Source organism: Streptomyces sp. Wb2n-11 (assembly GCF_001049855.1).
In the GTDB taxonomy this organism is placed as follows: Bacteria; Actinomycetota; Actinomycetes; order Streptomycetales; family Streptomycetaceae; genus Streptomyces; species Streptomyces altiplanensis.
Genome location: NZ_CVPB01000001.1, coordinates 2143211 through 2169215, shown reverse-complemented (window position 1 = coordinate 2169215; position 26005 = coordinate 2143211). Strand labels below are relative to the sequence as shown.

Sequence of the window (26005 nt, the reverse complement as noted above, 5' to 3'; positions counted from 1 at the left end):
ACGGGGCGGGGGAGGGAGAGATCCGCCGCCCCGGGTGCGCGGTGGGTCATGGCGTCGGCCCCGGGGTGCGGCCGGTGTCCGGGGGCGGTTCGGGCGCGCGGTGGCCGACGGTGTCCGAGGACGGGGCGGGACCACTGTGCGGGGGCGCCCCCGGGGGCCGGGTGGAGCCTCCGTGCCTGGCCGTGCCCGGGGGCGGGCCGGTGGTGCGGTGCGCGGTGGCCTCCGGGCGGTGGCGGGCGGCACGGGCCACCGGGGTCGCCGAGGCCAGGCGCTGGACGGCCGCCAGGGGGACCGGGAGCCACTCGGGCCGGTGCCTGGCCTCGTAGAGGACCTCGTACACGGCCTTGTCCGTCTCGTACGCCCGGAGCAGCTCCGGCTCGTCGCGCGGATCGGCCCCCGACGACTTCGCGTACCCGGTGCAGAACGCCTCGCGGCACCGCGTCGCCCAGTCCGCGTCCCACGGCCGGTGGGAGCGGGCCGCGTAGTCGAAGGACCGCAGCATGCCCGCCACGTCGCGTACGACCGGCTGCGGGCGCCGCCGCTCCGCGAGCGGGCGCGACGGCTCGCCCTCGAAGTCGATCACCGACCACTCGCCGCTTGGTGCGCGCAGCGTCTGGCCCAGGTGCAGGTCGCCGTGGACGCGCTGGGCCGGCCACGCCCGCCCCGCCCGTCCCAGCGCCGCGAACGCGTCGAACGCGGTGCGCAGCGCGGGGACGTACGGGACCAGCGCGGGCACCGCCTGCGCCGCCGCGTCGAGCCGCTCGGTCATCGCCGCCGCCAGCAGCTCCGTCTGCTGCCTGCGCAGGGTCGTCGTCGGCAGGGCGCCGGCGAGCGCGGTGTGCACCTCGGCGGTGGCCCGCCCCAGTGCCTGCGCGTCGGCGGTGAAGTCGTCGCCGGTGGCGAGGGACCGCAGCGCGCGCTGCCAGCCGTCCTCGGAACCGTGCAGGAAGGGCTGCAGGACCCCGAGGGTGTACGGCTCGTACGGGTTGTCGGCGTTGGCGGCCTCGTACCAGGCGATCGGCGCCGGCACCCGCTCGCAGCCCTTGCGGGCGAGCGCGAGCGGCAGCTCCAGGTCGGGGTTGGAGCCGGGACTGACCCGGCGGAACACTTTGAGGATGAACGAATCTCCGTAGACCAGTGAGGAGTTGGACTGCTCGGCGCCAAGTGGCCTGGGAACGAGCCCGGGCGGGATGACGGCCGACGGGTCACGGCCGAAGCGCAGCGCTCCCGGCGCACCGGCGGTACGCAGCCGTTCGAGGAGCAGACCGGCGAGACGCGGGTCCAGGAGCGCGTCGTAGACGGTGAGTCCGGCCAGAGGCCCCTCCTGGACGTGCCCGACGAGAGCCGGCGCGAGGCGCGGCGGCAGCGCGGGCCGTACGCCGAGCAGCAGTTGATAGCAGTCGGCGGTCGGCGGCGCCGGTGGGCCGGGTGACGCTGCGACGGGCTGCTGGACGCTCAGGAGCAGATGCAGCAGCCCGGGACTTCCCTGGACGGGCAGCAACTCCGTGGCAGCGACCAGCGAGAACCCGGTGACCGGGCGCCCTTTGCCCGCGAACCACCGCTGCCTGGGCAGCCATTCATGGAGCAGCGGCGCCAGCGAGGGGAGCAGCGCCGGGGGTGGGGCTGGAGGAGTGGCGCGGCGGGCGGCCGTACTCCGGGTGGATGCAGCCTCCGACATGGCATCGCGTCCTTTCCCCGGGCACACCACAGGATGCGCAGAGTGTCCCGGATTGCGACCGTAGCTGTCCGGGCGGTGCGTGGGGTTCTCCCCGCAGTCGAAACGCGGGAAGTGTCGGGTCGGGGATCGTCCGTACGGACCCGATACGAGAGGGAGAGTGCCCAGGGCGGGGCAGTGGAAACCGCCCCGACCCGGACGGGACTTCAGCCGCGCTTGGCCGGTAGCGGGGACGCGTCCTTGCGCAGCCGGAACCAGTAGAAGCCGTGACCTGCGAGGGTCAGCAGATACGGCCATTCGCCGATGGCGGGGAAACGCACCCCGCCGATCAGCTCGACCGGATGCCGTCCGTTGAAGGTCCGAAGGTCCAGTTCCGTCGGCTGCGGGAACCGCGAGAAGTTGTGAACGCACAGCACCAGGTCGTCCTTGTACTCGCGCAGGAACGCGATCACGGCCGGGTTGGTCGACGGCAGCTCGGTGTACGAGCCGAGGCCGAACGCAGGGTTCTGCTTGCGGATCTCGATCATCCGCCGCGTCCAGTGCAGCAGCGAGGAGGGCGAGGTCATCGCCGCCTCGACGTTGGTGACCTGGTACCCGTAGACCGGGTCCATGATCGTGGGGAGGAAGAGGCGCCCCGGGTCGCAGGACGAGAAGCCGGCGTTGCGGTCGGGCGTCCACTGCATGGGGGTGCGTACGGCGTCCCGGTCGCCCAGCCAGATGTTGTCGCCCATCCCGATCTCGTCGCCGTAGTACAGGATCGGCGAACCGGGGAGGGAGAGGAGCAGAGCCGTGAACAGCTCGATCTGGTTGCGGTCGTTGTCGAGGAGCGGGGCCAGCCGCCGCCGGATGCCGATGTTGGCGCGCATCCGCGGGTCCTTGGCGTACTCCGCGTACATGTAGTCGCGCTCTTCGTCCGTGACCATTTCGAGGGTCAGCTCGTCGTGGTTGCGCAGGAAGATGCCCCACTGGCAGTTGGACGGGATGGCCGGGGTCTTGGCCAGGACTTCCGAGACCGGGTACCGGGATTCGCGGCGTACGGCCATGAAGATGCGCGGCATCACGGGGAAGTGGAACGCCATGTGGCACTCGTCGCCGCCGGCCTTGTAGTCGCCGAAGTAGTCGACGACGTCTTCCGGCCACTGGTTGGCCTCGGCGAGGATCACGGTGTCCGGGTAGGACGCGTCGATCTCCTTGCGGACCCGCTTCAGGAACTCGTGGGTACGGGGCAGGTTCTCGCAGTTCGTGCCCTCCTCCTGGTAGAGGTAGGGCACGGCGTCGAGGCGGAAGCCGTCGATGCCGAGGTCGAGCCAGAAGCGCAGGGCGGAGATCATCTCCTCCTGCACGGCCGGGTTCTCGTAGTTGAGGTCCGGCTGGTGGGAGAAGAAGCGGTGCCAGAAGTACTGCTTGCGGACCGGGTCGAAGGTCCAGTTGGAGGTCTCCGTGTCGACGAAGATGATCCGGGCGTCCTGGTACTGCTTGTCGTCGTCGGCCCAGACGTAGTAGTCGCCGTAGGGCCCGTCCGGATCGGAACGGGACTCCTGGAACCACGGGTGCTGGTCGCTGGTGTGGTTCATGACGAAGTCGATGATCACGCGCATGCCGCGCTGGTGCGCGGCGTCGACGAACTCCACGAAGTCGGCGAGGTCGCCGAACTCGGGGAGCACGGACGTGTAGTCCGAGACGTCGTAACCTCCGTCGCGCAGCGGGGACTTGAAGAACGGCGGCAGCCAGAGGCAGTCGATGCCCAGCCACTGGAGGTAGTCCAGTTTGGCGGTGATGCCCTTGAGGTCACCTACGCCGTCTCCATTGCTGTCCTGGAAGGATCGGACGAGCACCTCGTAGAACACGGCGCGCTTGAACCACTCGGGATCGCGGTCCTTGGCGGGTGTGTCCTCGAAGGTGTCGTGGACGGGCTCGTTGACGATCATGATGTGGGTGACCCTCCGATCGGCGGGGACGGTCGCAGGACGACGATGTGCGCGGGCGTACGGCCCGGCTCTAGGCGCACATAGTTGGCCCTGCCCCAGTGATAGGTCTCGCCGGTGAGCTCGTCGCGCACCGGGACGGAATCGGACCATTCGAGGCCGAGTTCCGGCATGTCCAACGAGACCGTGGCTTCCTGGGTGTGGTGCGGGTCGAGGTTGACGACCACCACAACGGTGTTCGAACCCGAGCGCTTCGAGTAGACGATGACCGCGTCGTTGTCGGCGTGGTGGAAGTGCAGGTCACGCAGTTGCTGAAGGGCGGGGTGGCGGCGGCGCACCCGGTTGAGGGTGGTGATCAGCGGGGCGATGGTGCGGCCCTCGCGCTCCGCTCCCTCCCAGTCGCGCGGCCGCAGCTGGTACTTCTCCGAGTCGAGGTACTCCTCGCTGCCCTCCCGGACCGGTGTGCCCTCGCACAGCTCGAAGCCCGCGTACACGCCCCACGTGGGCGCCAGCGTGGCGGCGAGCACCGCCCGCACCTCGAAGGCCGGACGGCCGCCGTGCTGGAGGTAGGCGTGCAGGATGTCCGGGGTGTTCACGAAGAAGTTCGGGCGCATGTACGCGGCGGCGTCGCCGGTCAGCTCCGTGAGGTACTCGGTCAGCTCCTGCTTGGTGGTGCGCCAGGTGAAGTACGTGTACGACTGCTGGAAGCCGATCGCGCCGAGGGTGTGCATCATCGCGGGACGGGTGAAGGCCTCGGCCAGGAAGATCACGTCGGGGTCGGTGCGGTTGATGTCCGCGATGACCTTCTCCCAGAAGACCACCGGCTTGGTGTGCGGATTGTCGACGCGGAAGATCCGCACGCCGTGGCCCATCCACAGCCGCAGCACTCTCAGCGTCTCGCGGACCAGCCCCGGCATGTCGGCGTCGAACGCGATCGGGTAGATGTCCTGGTACTTCTTCGGCGGGTTCTCGGCGTACGCGATCGAGCCGTCGGCGCGGTGGTGGAACCACTCGGGGTGCTCGGTGACCCAGGGGTGGTCGGGTGAGCACTGCAGCGCGAAGTCCAGCGCGATCTCCAGGCGCAGGTCCCGGGCGCGGGCGACGAAGTCGTCGAAGTCCTCGAACGTGCCGAGGTCGGGGTGGATCGCGTCGTGGCCGCCGTCCGCCGAACCGATCGCCCAGGGCACACCGACGTCCGTGGCGGACGCCGACAGGGTGTTGTTGGGGCCCTTGCGGTGGGTGACGCCGATCGGGTGAATGGGCGGCAGGTAGACCACGTCGAAGCCCATCGCGGCGACGGCGGGCAGCCGTTCGGCGGCCGTCCTGAACGTGCCGCTGACCTGCTTGCCCTTCGTGTCGGTACGGGCGCCCTCCGAGCGCGGGAAGAACTCGTACCAGGAGCCGAAGAGGGCGCGCTCGCGCTCGACGAGCAGCGGCATCCGCGGTGAGGACGTGACCAGCTCGCGCAGCGGGTGACGGGCGAGCGCCGCGTCCGCCTCGGGTTCGAGCGCGGCGGCGAGCCGGGCCGAGGGAGGGATCGTGGTGTCGCGCAGCGCGTCGACGGCGGCCAGGACGGCCTCGCGCCCGTCCTTCTTGGGCACGCCGGACGCGGCGCGCTCGTACAGCTCCGCACCCTCCGCGAGGACGAGCTCGGTGTCCTGGCCGGCCGGAATCTTGATCCGGGCGTTGTGGCGCCAGGTGGTCACGGGATCGGACCAGGCCTCCACGGCGTACGTCCACTGCCCCTCGGCGGCGGGTGTCACGCGCGCCCCCCACCGGTCGGTCCCCGGCGCGAGTTCGCGCATCGGGGTCCAGGAGCCCTCCCGGCCCGCCGGGTCGCGCAGGACGACATTGGCGGCGACGGCGTCGTGGCCCTCGCGGAAGACGGTGGCGGTGACTTCGAACGTCTCACCGGCCACCGCCTTGGCGGGCCTTCTGCCGCAGTCGACGGCGGGACGTACGTCCAGGACAGGAATGCGACCGATCATTGGCTCACCTGGTGGCTGTGCGGCCGCGGGCGGGCGCGGCTCGCGGTCGGGGGCTTTCTTGGGGTCTGTCCTTTTTAGCCGCTCCGTTGGCGACTGGCGGGGTGCGGGCATCACCGCTCCTGTCCACGTTCACTCGGGTGGACCGACTTTGGGTGCGCGGGCGTGTGTACCGGAGGAGCCTTCCCTCGTACCTCGGGTGCGCAATCCGGCGCTTTGTTAACTACTGCCGCGTAATGCGGCTCTATAACAGCGCGGACGAGAAACGGCCCCTTCCGTTCGGGCGGGACCGTCCTTCCGCCGGATGCGGGTTGTGCCGTTCGGGTCGGTTGTCCACCTGGCGCGGGCGGCTCGGCGAGCCGGGGCCCGCGCCCGTGACCTGGCCTCGGACCGTCTTCACGGCCAGGGCTGCGACCGCTTCCGCCGGAGGCGCCCGCGGGCGGCCGGCCGGGTGGAGCGCCGCCGCGCCCGCCGTCGGCGTACCGGGCAGGTTTCTGCCGCCACGTCACCCGAGCTCCGGGCGGACGCGGTTGCCGGGCCGGGAGCGAACGGGCCGAGCCGCGTGAACCGGTCCCCGGCGCCCGGCCCTCGGGCGGGGCGTCCCGCGCGGGCGGATGTTCAGCGTTCGGGCCGTGTGCTGAGTGGCCCTCCTCAACCCCGCGCGCAGGAGGCCGAGTTGGCCGGCCGCATGGTCCGCGAAGGGAACGATGGGACCCTCCTCCCGGACCTGCGCGAGCCGCCCCCGGCCTCCGCCGTCTCCCCCGCCGGAGCGCTGCGTATCCTCAAGATCTTCTGTGCGCGTCACATCGGCATCACGACGCGCGGGGCGTACGGCGAAGAGGCCCGGCTGGACGGGCCGTGCCCCGGCGGCGCCCCTCCCGTCGAGCCGTCGCGCTCCGAGCATCCGAAGGACCACCCGCCCATGACGCACATCCTGATCGCCGGCGGCGGCATAGCCGGACTCACCGCCGCACTGAGCCTGCACGCGGCCGGCTTCGACCGGATCACCGTGGCGGAGGCGGCCCGCGTGATCCAGCCGGTCGGCGCCGGGCTGAACATCCTGCCCAACGCGGTGCGCGAACTCGACGCGCTCGGGCTGCTCGACACCCTCGACCGGGAGGCCGTACGCACCCGTGAACTGCGCTACTACCACTGCGGCGGCGGCCTGATCTCCCGCGAGCGGCGCGGTCTCGACGCCGGTTACCGCTGGCCCCAGCTCTCCGTCCACCGCGCGCACCTGCAGCGGACGCTGGTCGATGCCGTACGGGACCGGCTGGGCGCGGACGCCCTTGTCACCGGCGTACGGGTGTCCGGGCTGACCACCCTGCCCGACGGCCGGGCCCGCGTGCGGCTGGAGCACCGGGGCGGCGGGCCTCACGGGCACACCACCCTGGAGCCCGACGTACTGATCGGCGCCGACGGCATCCGCTCCGCCGTCCGCGCCGCGCTCAGTCCGGACGGGGGCGCGCCGGAGTGGAACGGTCTGCTCGTGTGGCGCGGCGTCTCGCGGATGCCCGCCGAGCGGGTCCGGCCCTTCATGTTCGTCGCGGGCTCCGACCGGCAGAAAGCCGTGGTCTACCCGCTGACCGGACCGGCCGCCGGCACCGGTGAAGTGCTGGTCAACTGGGCTCTGGTGAGACCCGCTGACTCCATCGACGGCGCCGTGCGCGGTGACTGGAACAGACCGGTCCCGCCGACCAGGTTCCTCCACCACTACGAAGGCTGGGAGTTCGACGGTGTCAGCGTCCCCGAGGTGCTGCGGGCCTCCGACAACGCGTTCGAATACCCCATGGTGGACATCGAACCCCTGGAACGCTGGAGCCACGGCCGTACGACACTGATCGGCGACGCCGCCCACGCCATGTACCCGGTCGGGTCGAACGGCGCGACCCAGTCCGTCGTCGACGCCCGTGCCCTCGCCCTCGCCCTGACCCTGCACGCCGATCCGGCCGAGGCGCTGGCGGCGTACGAGGCGGAGCGCAGGCCCGCGATGACCGGGCTCCAGCGGGCCAACCGGCAGCTCGGCCCCGAGGCCGTCATCAGTCTGGCGCACGAACGGGCACCCGGTGGTTTCACGGACATCGACGAGGTGATCCCGGCGCACGAGCTGGCGGCCGTCTCCGCCAAGTACGCGGCCACCGGGGCGTTCGACCCGGCCACGGTCAACCTCGGCTCGCCGTACGACGTGCCGGTGCACGCCCTGCACTGATCCTCCACGCCCACCGTGCGCCGTGGCTGAGGAGGGTGGTGTGGCACTACCTTCTGGAGGGAAAGGCCGGACACACACCGCCGTGCGTCCGACCCGGTTCGTACGTCCCCTGCGAAGGTGGAACACGTGAAGGCCATTCGTCGATTCACCGTGCGCCCCGTTCTTCCCGAACCCCTCCGACCCCTGAGCGACCTGGCCCGCAATCTGCGGTGGTCGTGGCACACCGAGACCCGCGAGCTGTTCCAGGCCGTGGACCCCGAAGGCTGGGCGGCCGCTGGGGGTGATCCCGTACGGCTGCTCGGGGCCGTGCCTGCCGGGCGGCTGGCCGAGCTGGCCGAGGACCGGCATTTCCTGACCAGACTGACCGCCGCCGCCGACGACCTGGACGAGTACCTGCGCGGACCGCGCTGGTACCAGTCGCAGTCACCCACTCCCCAGCTACCGGCCGCCGTCGCCTACTTCTCACCCGAGTTCGGGGTCACGGCGGCCCTCCCGCAGTACTCGGGCGGCCTCGGCATCCTCGCCGGCGACCACCTGAAGGCAGCCAGCGACCTGGGCGTACCGCTCATCGGGGTCGGGCTGCTCTACCGGCACGGATACTTCAGGCAGAGCCTGTCCCGGGACGGCTGGCAGCAGGAGCAGTACCCGCTGCTCGACCCGAACGAGTTGCCCGTGTCCCTGCTCCGGGAGGCCGACGGCACCCCCAGCCAGGTCGCGCTCACCCTGCCCGGCGGGCGGGCGCTGCGGGCCCACATCTGGCAGGCGCAGGTCGGGCGCGTACCGCTGCTGATGCTCGACTCGGACGTCGAGGAGAACGCGGCGGGGGAGCGCGACGTCACCGACCGGCTGTACGGCGGCGGCAGCGAGCACCGGCTGCTCCAGGAGATGCTGCTCGGCATCGGCGGGGTGCGGGCGGTCCGCTCGTACTGCCGCCTGACCGGCCACCCCACCCCCGAGGTGTTCCACACCAACGAGGGGCACGCGGGCTTCCTCGGCCTGGAGCGGATCCGGGAGCTGGCGGACGAAGGGGTGGAGTTCGACGCCGCCCTGGAGGCGGTACGGGCCGGGACCGTCTTCACCACGCACACGCCCGTGCCGGCCGGCATCGACCGCTTCGACCGCGAACTCGTCGCGCACCACTTCGGGGACTCGGGCGAACTGCCGGGCGTCGACGTCGGACGCGTTCTCCAGCTCGGCATGGAGACCTACCCCGGCGGCGAGCCGAACCTCTTCAACATGGCCGTGATGGGCCTGCGGCTCGCCCAGCGCGCCAACGGCGTCTCCGCCCTCCACGGCGCGGTCAGCCGCCGGATGTTCTCCGGCCTGTGGCCGGGATTCGACCCCCAGGAGGTGCCGATCACCTCGGTCACCAACGGGGTGCACGCACCCACCTGGGTCGCCCCGGAAGTCATGCGCCTGGGGGCGCGGCAGATCGGCGGGGGCCGTATCGAGGACGCCCTGTCGGTCGGCGGGTCCCAGCGGTGGGACGCCGTCGGCGACATCGCGGACGCCGAGATCTGGGACCTGCGGCGCACCCTGCGCCAGCAACTGGTCCAGGAGGTGCGGGAGCGGCTGCGCGCCTCGTGGCGCCAGCGCGGCGCCGTGGACGCGGAGCTCGGGTGGACCGACGCCGCGCTGGACCCGGACGTCCTGACCATCGGCTTCGCCCGGCGTGTCCCCTCGTACAAACGGCTCACCCTGATGCTGCGCGACCGCGACCGGCTGATGGACATGCTGCTGCACCCCCAGCGGCCGGTGCAGATCGTGGTGGCGGGCAAGGCGCACCCGGCGGACGACGGCGGGAAGCGGCTGGTGCAGGAGCTGGTGAGGTTCGCGGACGACCCGCGCGTGCGTCACCGGATCGTCTTCCTGCCCGACTACGGCATGGGCATGGCGAAGAAGCTCTACCCGGGCTGCGACGTCTGGCTGAACAACCCGCTGCGCCCGCTGGAGGCGTGCGGCACGAGCGGGATGAAGGCCGCGCTCAACGGCTGCCTCAACCTGTCGGTGCTCGACGGCTGGTGGGACGAGTGGTTCGAGCCGGACTTCGGCTGGGCCATCCCGACCGCCGACGGCGTGGTCACCGACGTGGACCGGCGCGACGACCTGGAGGCCAACGCGCTGTACGAGCTGATCGAGCAGCGCGTCGCGCCGCGCTTCTACGACCGGGGCCCGGACGGGCTGCCCGGCCGCTGGATCGAAATGGTCCGTCAGACCCTGGCCACGCTCGGTCCGAAGGTGCTGGCGGGGCGGATGGTGCGGGAGTACGTCGAGCGGCTGTACGCCCCGGCCGCCGAGGCGCACCGGGCGCTGGCCCCGGACGCGGCCCGCGAACTGGCGGCGTGGAAGGCGCGGGTGCGCGCCGCGTGGCCGCAGGTCGCGGTCGACCACGTCGAAGCCGTGGCGGCCACCGCCGTCAACGGCACGGCGGAGCTCGGCTCGACGCTCGGCCTGCGCGTACGCGTGGCCCTGGGCCGGCTCGGTCCGGACGACGTGGAGGTGCAGGCGGTCGCGGGCCGGGTCGACCCGGACGACGCGATCGGCGACGGCCAGACCTTCCCGCTGAAGCCGGCGGGCGGTCCGGACCTGGAGGGCCGTTGGATGTACGAGGGCCCCCTGACCCTCGACCGCACGGGCCCCTTCGGTTACACGGTCCGGATACTGCCGTCCCACCGCCTGCTGCCGCACAGCGCGGACCTGGGCCTGGTGGCGCTGCCGACCGGAGCGACGGGGGAGGGTGCGGGCGTACTGATGCGCTGACGCATCCGGCAGGCCCGCCAGGCACAGGGAGGAGCCCTGCGGGAACGGACATCCGTTCCCGCAGGGCTCCTCCGCGGTGCTCCGCGGGCCTTCGCGGGGTGTTACGGGAACGTCAGCTTGAAGCCGCTGATGTAGCCGGTGTCCTGACTGGCCACGTCCTGGACCCTGAGCTTCCAGACGCCGTTCGCCGTCTCGGAGGACGCGTTGACCGTGTACGTCTCCTTGACGTTGTCCGCGGAGTCCGACGAGCTGGAGCCCTTCAGGCGGTACGCCGTGCCGTCCGGGGCGAGCAGGTCGACGACCAGGTCGCCGCGCCAGGTGTGGACGATGTCCACGCCGACCTGGAGATTGCTGGGCGCCGCGCCCGTCTTGGTGGAGGTGACCGACGAGGTGACGGCCGCGCCGTTGTCCGGGATGGCGACATCGGCGGTGTTCTCGAAGGACGTGCCGGTGCCCGGGCCGCCGCCGCCGGGACGGGCCCCGACGTTGACGCCCGCCCAGGCGTCGGCGACGGCCTTGTACTCGGCGCTGGTGGTGCCGTACAGCTCACCGGCGACCGCGAGGGTGCCGGTGCGGGCACCCGCGTAGTTGGTCGACGAACCGAACTTGGTGGTGAGCGCCTTGAACCAGATCTGCGCGGCCTTCTCCCGGCCGATGCCGGTCACCGGCAGGCCGTCGGAGGTCGGCGAGTCGTAGCTGACGCCGTTGACGGTCTTGGCGCCGCTGCCCTCGGAGAGCAGGTAGAACCAGTGGTTCGCCGGGCCCGAGGAGTAGTGGACGTCGATGGAGCCGATGCCCGAGTACCAGGCGTCCTTGGACGAGCCGTCCCTGCTCGGCTTGTCCATGTAGCGCAGCGGCGTGCCGTTGCCCCGGATGTCGATCTTCTCGCCGACCAGGTAGTCGCCGACGTCCTTGGGGTTGTTGGCGGCGAACTCGACGGCTGCGGCGAAGATGTCGGAGGTGGCCTCGTTGAGGCCGCCCGACTCGCCGCTGTAGACGAGGCCGGCGGTGTTGGAGGTGATGCCGTGCGTCATCTCGTGCGCGGCCACGTCGATCGAGGTGAGCGGTTTGGTGTTGTTCGCGCCGTCGCCGTACGTCATGCAGAAGCACGCGTCCGACCAGAAGGCGTTGACGTACGCGTTGCCGTAGTGGACCCGGGAGTACGCGCCGACACCGTCACCGCGGATACCGCTGCGGCCGTGCACGTTCTTGAAGTAGTCCCACGTCAGGCCCGCTCCGTACGCCGCGTCCGCGCCCGCGGTCTCGGCGTTCTGCGGAGTGCCGTCGCCCCAGACGTCGTCCGGCCCCGAGAAGAGCGTGCCGGTGCCCGACGTACCCCGGTTGAGGTTGTACGTCTTGTGGCTGCCGCGCCCGGTGTCGGTCAGCGTGTACGACGGGGCGGAGCCCACCGTCACCTGGCCGCTGTACTGGGTGTTGCCGGTGCCGTTGTGGATGGCCTGCCACTCGAAGATCTTCTTGCCGGTGGAGGCGTCGGTGACGACGTGCAGCTCGTTCGGGGTGCCGTCGTGCTGCAGGCCGCCGACGACCGTCTCGTACGCCAGCGTGGGCTCGCCCTGCCCCATCCACACCACCTTGCGCGGGGCGCGGTCGGCCCCGGTCTTCTTCGAGCCCTCGGCCTTCGCGGCGCCCAGCGCCTGCTTCTCGGCGGCGGCCGGCGTGACCTCGGCGCTCGTGTCGACCGACGTGAGCCGGGCCTTGGACGCCTTGGTCACGCCCTCGGTCTTCCCCGCCCTCGTCTCGGCGACGATCAAGTCGCCGCCCAGGACCGGGAGTCCGTCGTAGGTGCGCTCGTACCGCGTGTGGGTGGTCCCGTCGCGGTCCTGGACGACGTCGCGTACGGCGAGCTTCTCCTTGGCGCCGAGGCCGAGGTCCTTGGCGGTGGCCGCCTTGGTGGCGTTGGCCTCGCGTATCAGCTCCGCGCGCTGGGCGGGGGAGAGCTTCGCGGGCAGGGCGCCGGGGTCGGCCTTCCCGGCCGCGGCGGTTTTCGGGGCGGTGGTCCGAGGATCGTCGGCCGCTGCGGTGCCGGCCTGTACGCCGACGGTGAGCAGTGCCGCCGCGGTCAGCAGCGCGCCGGTCGCGGTGGCACGTCGTCCAGTCGTGGATCTCACGCGAACTCCTTCTGCAAGGGGGGTGTCGGGCGGCTTGGGGTGGGCTGCCCGGGCGGAGCCGTGCGGAGCAAGGTGGAGCGCGGAACGGGGGAAGAGTGGCAGGAACGGGGGCTGTCTGTCAGGAGCGTGTCAACAAGTTGGCCGGAAATCGTCCGCTGCCCGAAGAACCGTGTCCGTTCAGCGGACGTTTCGCGGGATGTCGCCGCAACGCCGCCGGGGTCCGGTGCCGGACCGGGGCCGGTCGCGCGATGATGTTGCGGACTGACCGGTTTCAGCGCACTCCGGAGGGGCGGGAACGCGGCGATGGACGGACCGACTTTGGTGACGGGCGGCACCGGCACACTGGGGCGCCCCCTGGTGGACCGGCTGCTGGCGGAGGGCGCGGCCGTACGGGTGATGAGCCGCCGCCCGCGGCGGGCGGACGACGACAGGCCGTACACGTGGGCGGTCTGCGACCTCGCCTCGGGCAAGGGGCTCGGCGCCGCGGTGGAGGGCGCGGAGACGATCGTGCACTGCGCCACGAACGCCCGCAACGACGTGGCGACGACCCGGCGGCTGATCGACGCCGCCCGGCGGGCCGGCGGCCCGCACCTGGTCTACATCTCGATCGTGGGCGTGGACCGGGTGCCCTTCTTCTCCTACGACGCGAAGCTCGCCGCGGAGCGGCTCGTCGAGGGGTCCGGGCTGCCCTGGACGATCCTGCGCGCCACGCAGTTCCACGACCTGGTGGCCACCATGACGCTCGCCCAGCGGCGCCTGCCGGTGACACTGGTGCCGGCCGGCCTGCGCTTCCAGCCCGTCGAGGTCACGGAGGTCGCCGGGCGGCTCGCGGAGCTCGCCCGGAGCGCGCCGGCCGGGCGGGTGCCGGACATGGGCGGCCCCGAGGTGCGCGACGCCCGCGACCTGGCCGCGTCGGCGCTGCGCGCGGCGGGGCGGCGTCGGCGGCTCGTGCCGGTGCGGCTGCCGGGCAAGGCGTTCCGGGCGTACCGCGCGGGCGGCCACCTGGCCCCCGACCGGGCCGTCGGGACGGTGACGTTCGAGGAGTACCTGGAGAGGCGGGCGAAGGCGGGCCGGCTGTGAACGGCCGCCGCGACCGGTGCCCGCGGCCGTGCCACGCGTGCCGGAGCGCGGCGTACGCGCCCGCCCCGGCCGCCGTCAGGCCAGGCTGTCGCGCCAGGCCCGGTGCAGGTCCGCGAAACGTCCCGTGCCGCCGATGAGTCCGGCGGGGGAGCCGTCCTCGACGATGCGGCCGTGCTCCATGACCAGCACCCGGTCGGCGACCTCCACCGTCGACAGCCGGTGCGCGATCACCACGGCCGTACGCCCGCGCAGCACCGTGTTCATCGCGCGCTGCACCGCCCGCTCGCCCGGGATGTCCAGGGACGACGTCGCCTCGTCGAGGATCAGCACCGCGGGGTCGGCGAGCAGCGCGCGGGCGAAGGCCACCAGCTGCCGCTGCCCCGCCGAGATCCGGCCGCCCCGCTTGCGTACGTCGGTGTCGTACCCCTCCGGCAGACCGCTGATGAAGTCGTGCGCACCGATCACCTCCGCGGCCCGCTCGATGTCCTCGCGGGTGGCGTCGGGGCGGCCGACGGCGATGTTCTCGGCGACCGTGCCGGAGAACAGGAACGCCTCCTGGGTCACCATCACCACCCCACGCCGCAGCTCCGGCAGGGCGAGGTCGCGCAGGTCGGTGCCGTCGAGCAGGATGCGGCCCTCGGTCGGGTCGTAGAAGCGTGCCAGCAGCTTGGCGAGCGTCGACTTGCCCGCGCCCGTCGAGCCGACGACGGCGACCGTCCGGCCGGCCGCCAGGGTCAGGCTGAAGCGCGGAAGGACCTCGCCGCCGGTGCGGTAGGCGAAGCCGACGCCGTCGAAGACGACCTCGCGGCCCGGTCCGCCACCGGCGGGCGCGGGCAGCTTCCGCGGCTCGGCGGGCTCGGGGACGGCCGGGACCTGGGAGAGCAGGCCCGCGATCTTCTCCAGGGAGGCGGCCGCGGACTGGTAGGAGTTCAGGAACATCCCGAGCCGGTCGATCGGGTCGTACAGTCGCCGCAGGTAGAGCACGGAAGCGGCGAGGACGCCGAGCTCCAGGCCGCCGCCGGCGACCTGGTAGGCGCCCCACAGGACCATCGAGGCGACCGCCGTGTTGGCGACCAGCCGCGAGCCGACGACGTACTGGGCCATCTCCAGCAGGCCGTCGCCGTTCGTCCGCTCGTGACGGTGGTTGAGCACGCGGAACTGCGCGTCGTTCGTCCGTTCGCGCCGGAACGCCCGCACCGGCCGGATCCCGTTCATCGTCTCCGCGAACTTCACGATGACGGCGGCGATCGCCGTCGACCGCTTGCCGAAGACGACGGCGACACGCCTGCGGTAGCGACGGACGAGCAGGTACAGCGGTACGAACGACCCCACCGCGAGCCCGCCGATCCCCACGTCGAGGTAGAGCAGCAGCGCGCAGATGAAGACCGAGGAGAGGACGACGCCGATCAGCTCCTGGAGGCCTTCGCCGAGCAGCTGCCGCAGCGACTCCACGTCGGTCGTCGACCGGGAGATCAGCCGCCCCGACGTGTACCGCTCGTGGAAGTCGACGCTCAGTGCCTGCGCGTGCCGGAAGATCCTGCCGCGCAGGTCGAGGAGCACGTCCTGGTTGACACGGGCGGAGACCCGGACGAAGGCGTACTGCAGGGCGCCCGCGCCCACCGAGCACAGCAGGTAGCCGGCCGCGACGGCGGCCAGGGGCCCGAAGTCGTCGCGCCGCAGGGCCGGTACGCCGCGGTCGATGGCGTACGCGACGAGCAGCGGGCCCGCCTGCACCGCCGCCAGCTGGAGCAGCAGGATCAGCGCGGCGGCTGCGACCCTGGCGCGCCGGGGCCGCAGCAGCGAGCGCAGCAGCGCGAGCGTCGCGCCCTCGGGCGCGGGCAGCGCGTCGCGGTCGAAGAGGTCGCCGCCCTGCGCGCCGGAGCCGGGGCCGGCGCCGGGCTCGGGCTCCGGCCCGGTGCCGGCGGCGGAGCGGTTGTCCGCGGTGGTCGTCATGCGCCCTCCCCGTCGTCCTTCTTCCCGCCGGCTTCGGCCCCCGACATCAGCCAGGCGTACTCGTCACTGGCGCGCAGCAGTTCGTGGTGGGTGCCCACGGCCGTGATGCGGCCGCCGGACAGCAGCGCCACCCGGTCGGCGAGCAGCACGGTCGACGGCCGGTGCGCGACGACGAGCGCGGTGGTGTCCTCCAGCACGCGCCGCAGCGCCGCCTCCACCAGGGCTTCCGTGTGCACGTCGAGCGCCGACAGCGGATCGTCGAGCACGAGGAAGCGTGGTCTGCCCACCACCGCCCTGGCCAGCGCGAGCCGCTGCCGCTGCCCGCCGGACAGGCTCAGGCCCTGCTCGCCGACCTGCGTGGCCGTGCCCTGGGGCAGCCGGTGCACGAAACCGGCCTGGGCGGTGTCCAGCGCGCGCGCCAGATCGGCCTCGCCCGCGCCCCGCCCCGCCCCCATCAGTACGTTCTCCCCGACGCTCGCCGAGAACAGCGTGGGCTCCTCGAAGGCGACGGACACCAGCTCCCGCAGCCGCTCGCGCGGCATGGCCGTGATGTCCGTCCCGTCGAGTGTGATCCGCCCGCCCGTCACCTCGTGCAGCCGTGGTACGAGCGTGGTGAGCGTGGTCTTGCCGCTGCCGGTGGCTCCGACGAGGGCCATGGTCTCGCCCGGCCGTACGTGCAGATCGATGTGCGCGAGGACGGGCGGAGCCCCTTCGGGCGCGTCGGGGTACCGGAACTCGACCCCGTCGAAGACGATCCCGCGCCCGGGAGCCACCGGGCCGGGGGCCGGGGCCGCACCCGGGGCCACGCCGGAGGAGGGCCCGTCCTCCTCGGCCTCTTCCGCCCCCTCCGTCTCCTCCCGCGCGTCCATCACCTCGAAGTACCGTTGGGTCGCCGTCGCCGCGTCCTGGCTGATCGCGAGCAGGAAGCCGATCGACTCCACCGGCCAGCGCAGCGCCAGCGCCGTGGAGAGGAACGCCACCAGCGTGCCCGCCGACAGCACGCCGTCGGCGACCTGCACCGTCCCGAGAACCAGCGCGGCCCCGACGGCCAGTTCCGGCAGGGCGGTGATCGTCGCCCAGATCCCCGCGAGCAGCCGGGCCTTGGCCAGCTCGGTGCCCCGGAGCGTCAGCGACAGCTCCCGGAAGGCGTGGGCCTGGCTGCGGTTGTGCCCGAACCCCTTGATGACGCGGATGCCGAGCACGCTCTCCTCGACGACGGTCGTCAGGTCGCCGACCTGGTCCTGCGAGCGCCGCGCGACCAGCGAGTACTTCGCCTCGAAGACCGAGCACAGCACCACCAGCGGGATCACGGGCGCCAGCAGCACCAGCCCCAGCGACCACTGCTGGAGCAGCAGAATGACGACCCCCACCAGGATCGTCACCCCATTGACCAGCAGGAACGTCAGCGGGAACGCCAGGAACATCCGCAGCAGCATCAAGTCCGTGGTCCCGCGCGACAGCAACTGCCCCGACGGCCACCGGTCGTGGAAGGCCACCGGAAGCCGTTGCAGATGCCGGTACAGATCGCCCCGCATCGCCGCCTCCACCCCCGCCAGCGGCCGCGCCACCAGCCACCGCCTCAGCCCGAAGAGCGCCGCCTCCGTGAGCCCGAGCAGCAGCAGGTACAGCGCCCCGAGCCACACCCCGCCCGGGTCCCGGTCCGCGACCGGGCCGTCCACGATCCACTTCAGGACGAGCGGGATGACCAGCCCGAGGCAGGAGGCCAGCACCGCGACGAGGGCCGCGCAGGCCAGGCGTGCTCGCACCGGCCGTACGTAGGGCCACAGGCGCAGCAGCGAACGTACGGCCGATCGTTCCTTGGAGGGTGCGTCCGTTCCGGTCATCAGGATCGAGCGTACGGTTCGCCACTGACACCGCTCAGTGGTTTTACGCCGTACGCGCCTTCAGCAAGAGCACCGATCTGGCCGCCGCGGTGATCACCTCGCCGCCCGCGCGGACCGTCCCCGGAGGGCTCTCCTGGCTCTCCCGTGACGTGTCGACGACCAGTTCGTACGTACGTGCCCACGGCGGGCCGGGCAGTAGGAAGTCCGCCGGGCGGTGCCCCGCGTGCAGAATGGCGAGAAAGCTGTCGTCCGTGATTTTCGCGCCGCGCGCGTCACGGCCCGGGATGTCGCGGCCCGACAGGTACATCCCCAGGGTCGACGCCGGGGCGTACCAGTCCTGTTCCGTCATCTCCTCGCCGCGCGGGGTGAACCACGCCAGGTCGCGCAGCCCGTCCGCCGCCTGGGCCCTGCCCGAGAAGAAGGCGCGGCGGCGCAGCACCGGATGCGCGTGGCGCAGCCTCAGCAGACGGGACGTCAGCCCGAAGAGCTCCCGCCAGCCGGGTTCCCCCAGGAGCGACCAGTCGATCCAGCTGACCTCGTTGTCCTGGCAGTACGCGTTGTTGTTGCCGCCCTGCGTGCGCCCCATCTCGTCGCCCGCGACGAGCATCGGCACCCCCGTCGACAGCAGCAGCGTCGTCACCAGGTTGCGCAGCTGCCGCCTGCGCAGCTCGTTCACCCCGGCGTCGTCCGTCTCGCCCTCGGCGCCGCAGTTCCACGAACGGTTGTCGTTCGTCCCGTCCCGGTTGCCCTCGCCGTTCTCCGCGTTGTGCTTGTGGTGGTACGACACGAGGTCCCGCAGCGTGAAGCCGTCGTGCGCGGTGACGAAGTTGACCGAGGCGTACGGGCGTCGGCCGCCCCACGCGTACAGATCGCTCGACCCCGACAGCCGGTACCCCAGGTCCCGCACATCCGGCAGCGCGCCCCGCCAGAAGTCCCGCACGGCGTCCCGGTAGCGGTCGTTCCACTCCGTCCAGAGAGGGGGGAAGGCGCCCACCTGGTAGCCGCCGCTGCCCACGTCCCACGGCTCGGCGATCAGCTTCACGCGCCGCAGCACCGGGTCCTGCGCGATCACCGCGAGGAACGGCGACAGCATGTCGACGTCGTGCATCGAGCGCGCGAGCGCCGCCGCGAGGTCGAAGCGGAAGCCGTCCACGCCCATCTCGGTGACCCAGTACCTGAGCGAGTCCGTGATCAGCCGCAGGACGTGCGGCTGCACGACGTGCAGGGTGTTCCCGCAGCCCGTGTAGTCGGCGTAGCGCCTGGGATCGTTCTGGAGGCGGTAGTAGCCGCGGTTGTCGATGCCGCGCAGCGACAGCGTCGGCCCCAGCTCGCCCGCCTCCGCCGTGTGGTTGTAGACCACGTCGAGGATCACCTCGATGCCGGCGGCGTGCAGCGCCCGCACCATCGCCTTGAACTCGCAGACCTGCTGCCCGGCCGTCCCCGTCGCCGCGTAGGCGGCGTGCGGCGCGAAGTACCCGATGGAGTTGTAGCCCCAGTAGTTGTGCAGGCCCCGCCGCAACAGGTGGTCCTCATGGGCGAACTGGTGCACCGGCAGCAGCTCCACCGCCGTCACGCCCAGCCGCCGGAGGTGCTCCACCGCCGCCGGGTGCGCGAGTCCGGCGTACGTACCGCGCAGTTCCTCGGGGATGCCCGGGTGCAGCTTGGTGAAGCCGCGCACGTGCAGCTCGTAGATGACGGAGTCCGCCCACGGCGTCTTGGGCCGCCGGTCGTCCGTCCAGTCGTCGTCGGGCGCGTCGTCGTGGACGACCACGCCCTTGGGGACGTACGGCGCCGAGTCCCGGTCGTCGCGCACGGTGTCCGCGACGTGCTGCTGCGGCCAGTCCCTGACGTGCCCGTACACCTCACCGGGCAGCGTGCTGTACTCCTTTCCCGGCGGCGCGTCGACGGCCCGCGCGTACGGGTCGAGGAGCAGCTTCGCGTGGTTCCAGCGGGCGCCGGTCCACGGGTCCCAGCGGCCGTGCACGCGGAAGCCGTAGCGCTGCCCCGCGCGGACGCCCGGTACGAAGCCGTGCCAGATCTCGTGCGTCAGCTCGGTCAGCCGGCACCGCGTCTCGGTGCCGTCCTCGTCGAAGAGGCACACCTCGACGGCTTCGGCCCCGCCCGCCCACAGCGCGAAGTTGGTGCCGGCGACCCCGTCGGGGCCGACGCGGAAACGTGCCCCCAGGGGGGTCGGTGCGCCCGGCCACACGGGTGGCCCGCCCGCGCCGTGGCCGGGGCGCCGCCCGTTGACCGCGACCGGGGCGGGGGCGGGCCGGCCGTCGTCCCCCGGCTCCCGCACCGCCTCCTGAACTGCCTCCTGCTCGGGTGCGCTGGACACCTGTAAGCCTCCCGCGGCTCGTTGGGACCGACGGATCGATGAGGCCCCGCGGCGTCCCGGCCGCGGCTGCCTCGCGTGGTCCTCCCACCTGTTCTGCCCGCAACAGAGGTCGTACTCACGTTTCCACCGCAGGGGGAAGATCGTTGGGTCGGACGTGAGAGACGCAGTGAGACGCGCACGGGCGGCCCTGGCCGCCGTACTGGCAGGGGCAGGGCTGATCACCGGACTCGCGGGCTGCACGGCCGGCGGCGAACCGGTGTTCGGCGGAAAGCCGCGTTCGCCCCAGGACGCCATCCGGATCGTTCCCGAGAACGGGGCGAAGGACATCAGGGCCGACGGCCGCATCGAAGTGAGCGTCGCCGACGGGCGGCTGGAGCGGGTCGGGGTCGTACGGGTCGAGGACGCCGACCAGCAGGAGGTCACGGGCCGGATCTCGGCCGACGGGCGGAGCTGGCGGCCGGACGGCGGACCGCTGCGGCTGGCCGCCAAGTACACGGTCGACGCGGTCGCCGTCGACGGCCGCGGCCGGCGCTCCGCCCGGCACACCTCGTTCACGACGGTCGTCCCCGAACACCGCTTCATCGGCTACTTCAAACCGGAGAACCGGTCCACCGTCGGCACCGGCATGATCGTTTCTTTCTCCTTCAACCGGCCCGTCGCCGACCGGGCCGCCGTCGAGCGCGCGATCAGGGTGACCTCGCAGCCGCCGGTGGAGGTGGCCGGCCACTGGTTCGGAGCCCAGCGCCTCGACTTCAGGCCGCGCGACTACTGGAAGCCCGGCACCCGCGTCGGCGTGGACCTGCGGCTGCGCGACGTCGAGGCGGCGCCCGGCGTGTTCGGCATCCAGCACAAGGCCGTCGGTTTCACGGTCGGCCGCTCCCAGGTGTCGACGGTGGACGCGGAGCAGCACACCATGGTGGTACGGCGCGGCGGCAGGGTGTTGGCGAAGGTGCCGGTCAGCGCCGGGGCGCTTAAGAGCACGACGTACAACGGGAAGATGGTCGTCACGGAGCTGTACGACGTGACGCGGATGGACGGCAGGACCGTCGGCTTCGGCGGCGAGTACGACATCCCGGACGTTCCGCACGCGATGCGGCTGACGGATTCGGGGACCTTCCTGCACGGGAACTACTGGGCCCCGCCGGAGACGTTCGGGTCGGTCAACACGAGCCACGGATGCATCGGGCTGCGCGATGTGAAGGGCGGCAGCCCGGACACCCCGGGCGGCTGGTTCTTCGACCGCACGCTCGTCGGGGACGTGGTGGAAGTGGTGAACTCCCGCGACCGGAAGGTCGCCCCCGACAACGGCCTCGGCGGCTGGAACATGGACTGGACCCGCTGGAAGGCCGGGTCCGCTCTCCGGTGACCCTCGCTGACCTGCGCGGGTCCGTACCGGCCCCCGGGCACTTGGAACTGAACGGTGACATACAGGGGGAGTCCGTGACACGCCCGGTGTGATTACCTTTTCTCGTGCGCGCTGTTGCTGCGCGTGGGGGTGCGGGCCGTGGCTGGGGCCAGGCCGTGCGAGGGGAGAACACCGAATTGAACAGGCAGCAGATATCGGGGATATCGACCGGAGCGCTGCGGGGGCGCGCGTCCCGGCACGGGGGCCGGGGGCTGCTGGCTCTGCTGCTGGGCGCCGTCCTGCTGCTGGTGACGGCGTGCGGCGGAAGCAGTGACTCCGGTGGCAAGGGCGGAGGCGAGGGCGGATCGGCGAAGGCCGGGGACACCAGCGCGTCGCAGGCGGTGGTGACGGTCACGCCCAAGGACGAGGCGGAGAACGTCGCCACCAGCGGGGCCCTGAAGATCGGCGCGGACAAGGGCAGGCTGACGTCCGTCAGGGTCGAGGACACCAAGGGCAACGAGGTCGAGGGGAAGATCGGCAAGGACGGCACCGTCTGGGAGCCGGCACACCACCTCGCCGCCGCGACCAAGTACAAGGTCCACGCGATCGCGAAGGACTCCGAGGGCCGCGAGTCCGCGAAGGACACCACCTTCACCACGCTCGTGCCGAAGAACACCTTCGTCGCCCACTTCACGCCCGAGGACGGCTCGACGGTCGGTGTGGGGATGCCGGTCTCGCTGCGCTTCAGCCGCGGCATCACCGCGCCCGAGGACGTCGAGAAGGCCGTGAAGGTGACGGCGGAGCCCTCGGTGCCGGTCGAGGGCCACTGGTTCGGCAACGACCGCCTCGACTTCCGTCCCGAGAAGTACTGGGCCGCGGGCACCAAGGTCACGCTGAAGCTGAACCTCGACGGTGTCGAGGGCCGGCCCGGGGTGTACGGCAAGCAGGCGAAGACCGTGAAGTTCACGGTCGGCCGCAGCCAGGTCAGCGTCGTGGACGCGGCGGCGCACACGATGACGGTCAAGCGCGACGGCAAGGTCCTCAAGACCATCCCGATCACCGCGGGCGCCCCGTCGTCGACGACGTACAACGGCCAGATGGTGATCAGTGAGAAGTACGAGGTGACGCGCATGAACGGCGCCACCGTCGGCTTCGGCGGCGAGTACGACATCAAGGACGTGCCGCACGCGATGCGCCTGTCGACCTCCGGCACCTTCATCCACGGCAACTACTGGGCGAGCGCGGGCACCTTCGGGTCGGCCAACGTCAGCCACGGGTGCGTGGGTCTGCGGGACGTGCGGGGCGGGTGGGACAAGCAGGCCCCGGCGGCCTGGTTCTTCGACAACTCGATCCTCGGTGACGTGGTCGTCGTGAAGAACTCCCACGACAAGCAGATCCAGCCGGACAACGGCCTCAACGGCTGGAACATGTCCTGGGCGGAGTGGAAGAAGTAACACACGCCGTATCCACGGGCCCCGTGCTGTCGTCCACAGCACGGGGTCCGTTGCCGTTAACGGGGGCTAACCTCGCTCGTATGACTGTGAATCTCGAAGTCTCCGAGGGCGTCGGCACCATCCGCCTGGCACGCCCCCCGATGAACGCGCTGGACATCGCCACCCAGGACCGGCTGCGCGAGCTCGCCGAGGAGGCGGCCCGGCGCGAGGACGTGCGCGCCGTGGTCCTCTACGGCGGCGAGAAGGTGTTCGCGGCCGGCGCGGACATCAAGGAGATGCAGGCGATGGACCACGCGGCGATGGTCGTACGGTCCAAGGGCCTCCAGGACGCCTTCACCGCCGTCGCCCGCATTCCCAAGCCCGTGGTCGCCGCGGTCACCGGCTACGCGCTGGGCGGCGGCTGCGAGCTCGCCCTGTGCGCCGACTTCCGTGTCGCCGGGGACAACGCCAAGCTCGGCCAGCCCGAGATCCTCCTCGGCCTGATCCCGGGTGCGGGCGGCACGCAGCGGCTCGCGCGGCTGGTCGGCCCGTCCAGGGCCAAGGACCTGATCTTCACGGGGCGCCAGGTGCGGGCGGACGAGGCGCTGGCGATCGGCCTGGTCGACCGGGTGGTGCCGGCGGCCGAGGTGTACGAGCAGGCGCACGCGTGGGCGGCGAAGCTCGCGCAGGGGCCCGCGCTGGCGCTGCGCGCGGCGAAGGAGTGCGTAGACGCGGGGCTGGAGACGGACCTGGAGACCGGGCTGACCGTCGAACGGAACTGGTTCGCCGGGCTGTTCGCGACCGAGGACCGTGAGCGCGGTATGCGCAGTTTCGTCGAGGAGGGACCCGGAAAGGCCAAGTTCCTCTGACGGTTGTCCAGTTGGCGCGTACTCCTCCCGGGCGGATCGGTCCGGTCCTGACGAGCCCGGGGGCAGCCTTGCTCCGATTGCCCGGTGATCAGACATAAGCACCGCGTCGCCGCAGGTCGGAAGGGGTGCGGTAAGGCATGTGCCCCCAAGGGCATATGCCAAAGCGCACCCCCGGGCAGGGTGGTGCGGGTGGGTCGAATCCACGGGAACGGCCGCGGGCGGCCTCTCGGGCGGTCATGATGGGGGGCATGGCGGGGCTGGAGGATGTGGAGCAACCGCGGTCGCGCGCAAGTGCGGCCGCCGCACGGCGGACGTCGGCGGTGGAGGACGAACAGGCGTTCCAGGCCGTGGAGTTGTTCGGTAATCCGACGGATGGGGAAGTGCGGCTGCCCTCCCGCCCGGAGTCGGCCGCCACGGCCCGGCGGCTCACGCACTGCGTGGTGTTCCGCCAGTGGGGACTCTCCCCGCAGACCACGGAGTACGCGGTGCTGCTCGTCTCGGAGCTCGTGGGCAACGCCGTGCGGCACACCGGCGCCCGCACCTTCGGGCTGCGCATGCTGCGCCGCAGGGGCTGGCTCAGGATCGAGGTGCGTGATCCGTCGCGGGGGCTGCCCTGCCTGATGCCCTTGCACGAACTCGACACCAGTGGCCGCGGGCTCTTCCTCGTCGACAAGCTCTCCGACCGGTGGGGGGTGGATCTGCTGCCGCGCGGCAAGACCACCTGGTTCGAGATGCGTGTCTGCGACCGCACCGCCGAACAGCGCTGAGGCCCGCCCCGGATGCACGGAAGCCCCCTGCGGGTCGGGGTGCGACGCTTCGGGGGCTTCTGTGGAGCGCCGTGGAACGAGGGGGTGTGATCCACGGCGGCTTGTGATGACGACCTGTGCCCGGGTCGATGGGGGTCGTGGCACCGACTATGGCAGACAGGTGAGCACGGTGCCAAAAGCTCATAATCGGGCAAAGGTCCGTAAGGTCGGACAGGAGTGGCCTGAATCGTAGGTGAGTTGGGCCACTCGCCTGGCAATGGGTGCATAAATATAAGCCAGGGCGAGTGAATCATTACCCGGCAAGAACGAAAAGCTTTTCGTGGTTGGCGACCCGCTGGGCTCTGAATTGGCTCAATCATTACCTTCTGCCTTCATTGCCCCTTAAATGGGGCGCGTGACACTGACATGCCGCAGCGTGCTGTGCACGGTGACCACCACGGAGCTGCTGACCCGATGACGACGATCATTCGACGTACGACCGCGCTGCTCGCCGGCGCTCTCCTGGCCGCCCTCGCGGGCTGCGCCGACTCCGACCCGAAGGACAGGGCCGAAGCGCTCGGCACCAAGGGCGCCGCGCCGCCCGTCAAGGCGAAGAAGACCACGCCCCCCGGGCTGCCGGGGATGCCGCCGGTGCTCGACCCGAAGGACGTCTACGCCGCGGACCGGCCGAACCGGCTGTCGCCGGTCGTCAAGGACTTCCCGTCCCGGGTCTACGTCCCCAACACCAACTCCAACACGGTGTCGGTGATCGACCCCAGGACGTACAAGGTCATCAAGACGATCCCGGTCGGCGTCCAGCCGCAGCACGTCGTCCCGTCCTGGGACATGAAGACCCTGTGGGTCAACAACAACCGCGGCCACACCCTCACCCCGATCAACCCGGCGACGGGCGCCGTGGGTAAACCGGTGGAGGTGCACGACCCGTACAACCTCTACTTCACGCCCAACGGCAAGTACGCCGTCGTCATGGCGTCGATGGACCGCGAACTGGTCTTCCGCGACCCGCACACCATGGACCGGGTCAAGACCGTGCCGGTCACCTGCGCGGGCGTCAACCACGCGGACTTCTCCGCCGACGGCCGGTACTTCATCGTCTCCTGCGAGTTCTCCGGCGAACTGCTCAAGGTCGACACCGAGAAGATGAAGGTCGTCGGCCAGCAGAAGCTCCCGTTCGCGGGCGCGATGCCGCAGGACGTGAAGATCTCGCCCGACGGCAAGACGTTCTACATCGCCGACATGATGGCGCACGGCATGTGGGTCCTGGACGGCAAGAAGTTCACCACCCCCAGGCTGCTGCCGACGGGCAAGGGCTGCCATGGTCTCTACGTCTCGCGGGACTCCAAGGAGATGTACGTCTCCAACCGCGGCGAGGGGTCCGTCTCCGTCTTCGACTTCACGAAGGACAGGCTGACCAAGAAGTGGAACCTGCCCGACGGCGGCAGCCCCGACATGGGCGGCGTCTCGGCCGACGGCAAGGTGCTGTGGCTGTCCGGGCGTTACGACTCCGAGGTGTACGCGATCGACACCGTCACCGGCAAGCAGCTCGCCCGCATCCCGGTCGGCGGCGGCCCGCACGGCCTCGCGGTGTACCCGCAGCCGGGCCGCTACTCTCTGGGCCACACCGGCATCTTCCGCTGACGCGGCCGACGGGACTGACGTGGCCGACACGGAGCGGGATGTCCGGGCCGGAGTC

The 26005-nt window shown here is 71.6% G+C and carries 15 protein-coding genes; 8 read left to right on the top strand and 7 right to left on the bottom strand.

Going from position 1 to position 26005, the window contains the following annotated elements; all coding sequences use genetic code 11:
• Nucleotides 1-46: 46 nt before the first annotated feature.
• The 3 genes from BN1555_RS09505 to BN1555_RS09495 form a co-directional block, all read right to left on the bottom strand.
• Nucleotides 47-1678, bottom strand: coding sequence for a maltokinase N-terminal cap-like domain-containing protein (locus BN1555_RS09505; protein WP_176710008.1), 1632 nt, complete (start codon nucleotides 1676-1678; stop codon nucleotides 47-49).
• Nucleotides 1679-1881: 203 nt separating this feature from the next.
• Entirely contained in the window at nucleotides 1882-3603 is a 1722-nt protein-coding gene (gene treS / locus BN1555_RS09500; RefSeq protein WP_093798963.1) for a maltose alpha-D-glucosyltransferase, read from the bottom strand.
• Nucleotides 3600-5588 carry an alpha-1,4-glucan--maltose-1-phosphate maltosyltransferase gene (locus BN1555_RS09495; protein WP_176710007.1) on the bottom strand — a complete coding sequence of 663 codons (1989 nt, stop codon included), beginning with the start codon at nucleotides 5586-5588 and terminating at the stop codon, nucleotides 3600-3602. The genes treS and BN1555_RS09495 overlap by 4 nt, the downstream gene beginning before the upstream one ends.
• A 919-nt stretch (nucleotides 5589-6507) precedes the next feature.
• On the opposite strand from BN1555_RS09495, the gene BN1555_RS09490 reads away from it, so the two are divergent.
• A complete protein-coding gene (locus tag BN1555_RS09490; protein ID WP_093803302.1) occupies nucleotides 6508-7794 on the top strand; it encodes an FAD-dependent monooxygenase in 1287 nt (428 codons plus the stop codon).
• 126 nt (nucleotides 7795-7920) lie between these two features.
• Entirely contained in the window at nucleotides 7921-10554 is a 2634-nt protein-coding gene (gene glgP, locus BN1555_RS09485; protein WP_093798961.1) for an alpha-glucan family phosphorylase, read from the top strand.
• Nucleotides 10555-10655: 101 nt separating this feature from the next.
• Here glgP and BN1555_RS09480 read toward each other — a convergent pair whose 3' ends face one another.
• Nucleotides 10656-12683, bottom strand: a complete 2028-nt coding sequence (locus BN1555_RS09480; protein ID WP_093798960.1) for a M4 family metallopeptidase — start codon at nucleotides 12681-12683, stop codon at nucleotides 10656-10658.
• Between the two features lie 303 nt (nucleotides 12684-12986).
• On the opposite strand from BN1555_RS09480, the gene BN1555_RS09475 reads away from it, so the two are divergent.
• On the top strand, nucleotides 12987-13763 hold the full coding sequence (locus BN1555_RS09475; protein WP_093798959.1) for an SDR family oxidoreductase: 777 nt from the start codon (nucleotides 12987-12989) through the stop codon (nucleotides 13761-13763).
• Between the two features lie 75 nt (nucleotides 13764-13838).
• On the opposite strand, the gene BN1555_RS09470 is transcribed toward BN1555_RS09475, so the two are convergent.
• From BN1555_RS09470 to glgX, 3 genes are read right to left on the bottom strand one after another with little or no spacing between them, the layout of a single operon-like run.
• Nucleotides 13839-15716 carry an ABC transporter ATP-binding protein gene (locus BN1555_RS09470; RefSeq protein WP_093798958.1) on the bottom strand — a complete coding sequence of 626 codons (1878 nt, stop codon included), beginning with the start codon at nucleotides 15714-15716 and terminating at the stop codon, nucleotides 13839-13841.
• Nucleotides 15713-17560, bottom strand: a complete 1848-nt coding sequence (locus BN1555_RS09465) for an ABC transporter ATP-binding protein (protein ID WP_093798957.1) — start codon at nucleotides 17558-17560, stop codon at nucleotides 15713-15715. The genes BN1555_RS09470 and BN1555_RS09465 overlap by 4 nt, the downstream gene beginning before the upstream one ends.
• Before the next feature lie 43 nt (nucleotides 17561-17603).
• Complete coding sequence (glgX, locus tag BN1555_RS09460; protein WP_093798956.1) at nucleotides 17604-19898, bottom strand: glycogen debranching protein GlgX; 2295 nt, start codon at nucleotides 19896-19898, stop codon at nucleotides 17604-17606.
• A gap of 166 nt (nucleotides 19899-20064) precedes the next feature.
• Between glgX and BN1555_RS09455 the strand changes: the two genes are divergently transcribed.
• From BN1555_RS09455 to BN1555_RS09435, 5 genes are all read left to right on the top strand, one after another.
• Nucleotides 20065-21264, top strand: a complete 1200-nt coding sequence (locus BN1555_RS09455; protein ID WP_255305954.1) for a L,D-transpeptidase — start codon at nucleotides 20065-20067, stop codon at nucleotides 21262-21264.
• Nucleotides 21265-21440: 176 nt separating this feature from the next.
• Nucleotides 21441-22697: a L,D-transpeptidase gene (locus BN1555_RS09450; protein ID WP_176710006.1), complete on the top strand. Its 1257-nt coding sequence runs from the start codon at nucleotides 21441-21443 to the stop codon at nucleotides 22695-22697.
• Nucleotides 22698-22777: 80 nt separating this feature from the next.
• Nucleotides 22778-23545, top strand: coding sequence for an enoyl-CoA hydratase/isomerase family protein (locus tag BN1555_RS09445; RefSeq protein WP_093798953.1), 768 nt, complete (start codon nucleotides 22778-22780; stop codon nucleotides 23543-23545).
• Nucleotides 23546-23781: 236 nt separating this feature from the next.
• A complete protein-coding gene (locus BN1555_RS09440; protein WP_093798952.1) occupies nucleotides 23782-24312 on the top strand; it encodes an ATP-binding protein in 531 nt (176 codons plus the stop codon).
• 453 nt (nucleotides 24313-24765) lie between these two features.
• A complete protein-coding gene (locus BN1555_RS09435) occupies nucleotides 24766-25950 on the top strand; it encodes a YncE family protein (RefSeq protein ID WP_093798951.1) in 1185 nt (394 codons plus the stop codon).
• The last annotated feature ends 55 nt before the right edge of the window (nucleotides 25951-26005 follow it).

What these genes read in the sequence shown, in the direction of transcription:
- BN1555_RS09465 (WP_093798957.1), bottom strand. Translation starts at nt 17,560, where the DNA reads ATGACCGGAACGGACGCACCCTCCAAGGAACGATCGGCCGTACGTTCG.
- BN1555_RS09440 (WP_093798952.1), top strand. Translation starts at nt 23,782, where the DNA reads ATGATGGGGGGCATGGCGGGGCTGGAGGATGTGGAGCAACCGCGGTCG.
- treS (WP_093798963.1), bottom strand. Translation starts at nt 3,603, where the DNA reads ATGATCGTCAACGAGCCCGTCCACGACACCTTCGAGGACACACCCGCC.
- BN1555_RS09475 (WP_093798959.1), top strand. Translation starts at nt 12,987, where the DNA reads ATGGACGGACCGACTTTGGTGACGGGCGGCACCGGCACACTGGGGCGC.
- BN1555_RS09505 (WP_176710008.1), bottom strand. Translation starts at nt 1,678, where the DNA reads ATGTCGGAGGCTGCATCCACCCGGAGTACGGCCGCCCGCCGCGCCACT.
- BN1555_RS09445 (WP_093798953.1), top strand. Translation starts at nt 22,778, where the DNA reads ATGACTGTGAATCTCGAAGTCTCCGAGGGCGTCGGCACCATCCGCCTG.
- BN1555_RS09435 (WP_093798951.1), top strand. Translation starts at nt 24,766, where the DNA reads ATGACGACGATCATTCGACGTACGACCGCGCTGCTCGCCGGCGCTCTC.
- BN1555_RS09495 (WP_176710007.1), bottom strand. Translation starts at nt 5,588, where the DNA reads ATGATCGGTCGCATTCCTGTCCTGGACGTACGTCCCGCCGTCGACTGC.
- BN1555_RS09470 (WP_093798958.1), bottom strand. Translation starts at nt 15,716, where the DNA reads ATGACGACCACCGCGGACAACCGCTCCGCCGCCGGCACCGGGCCGGAG.
- BN1555_RS09490 (WP_093803302.1), top strand. Translation starts at nt 6,508, where the DNA reads ATGACGCACATCCTGATCGCCGGCGGCGGCATAGCCGGACTCACCGCC.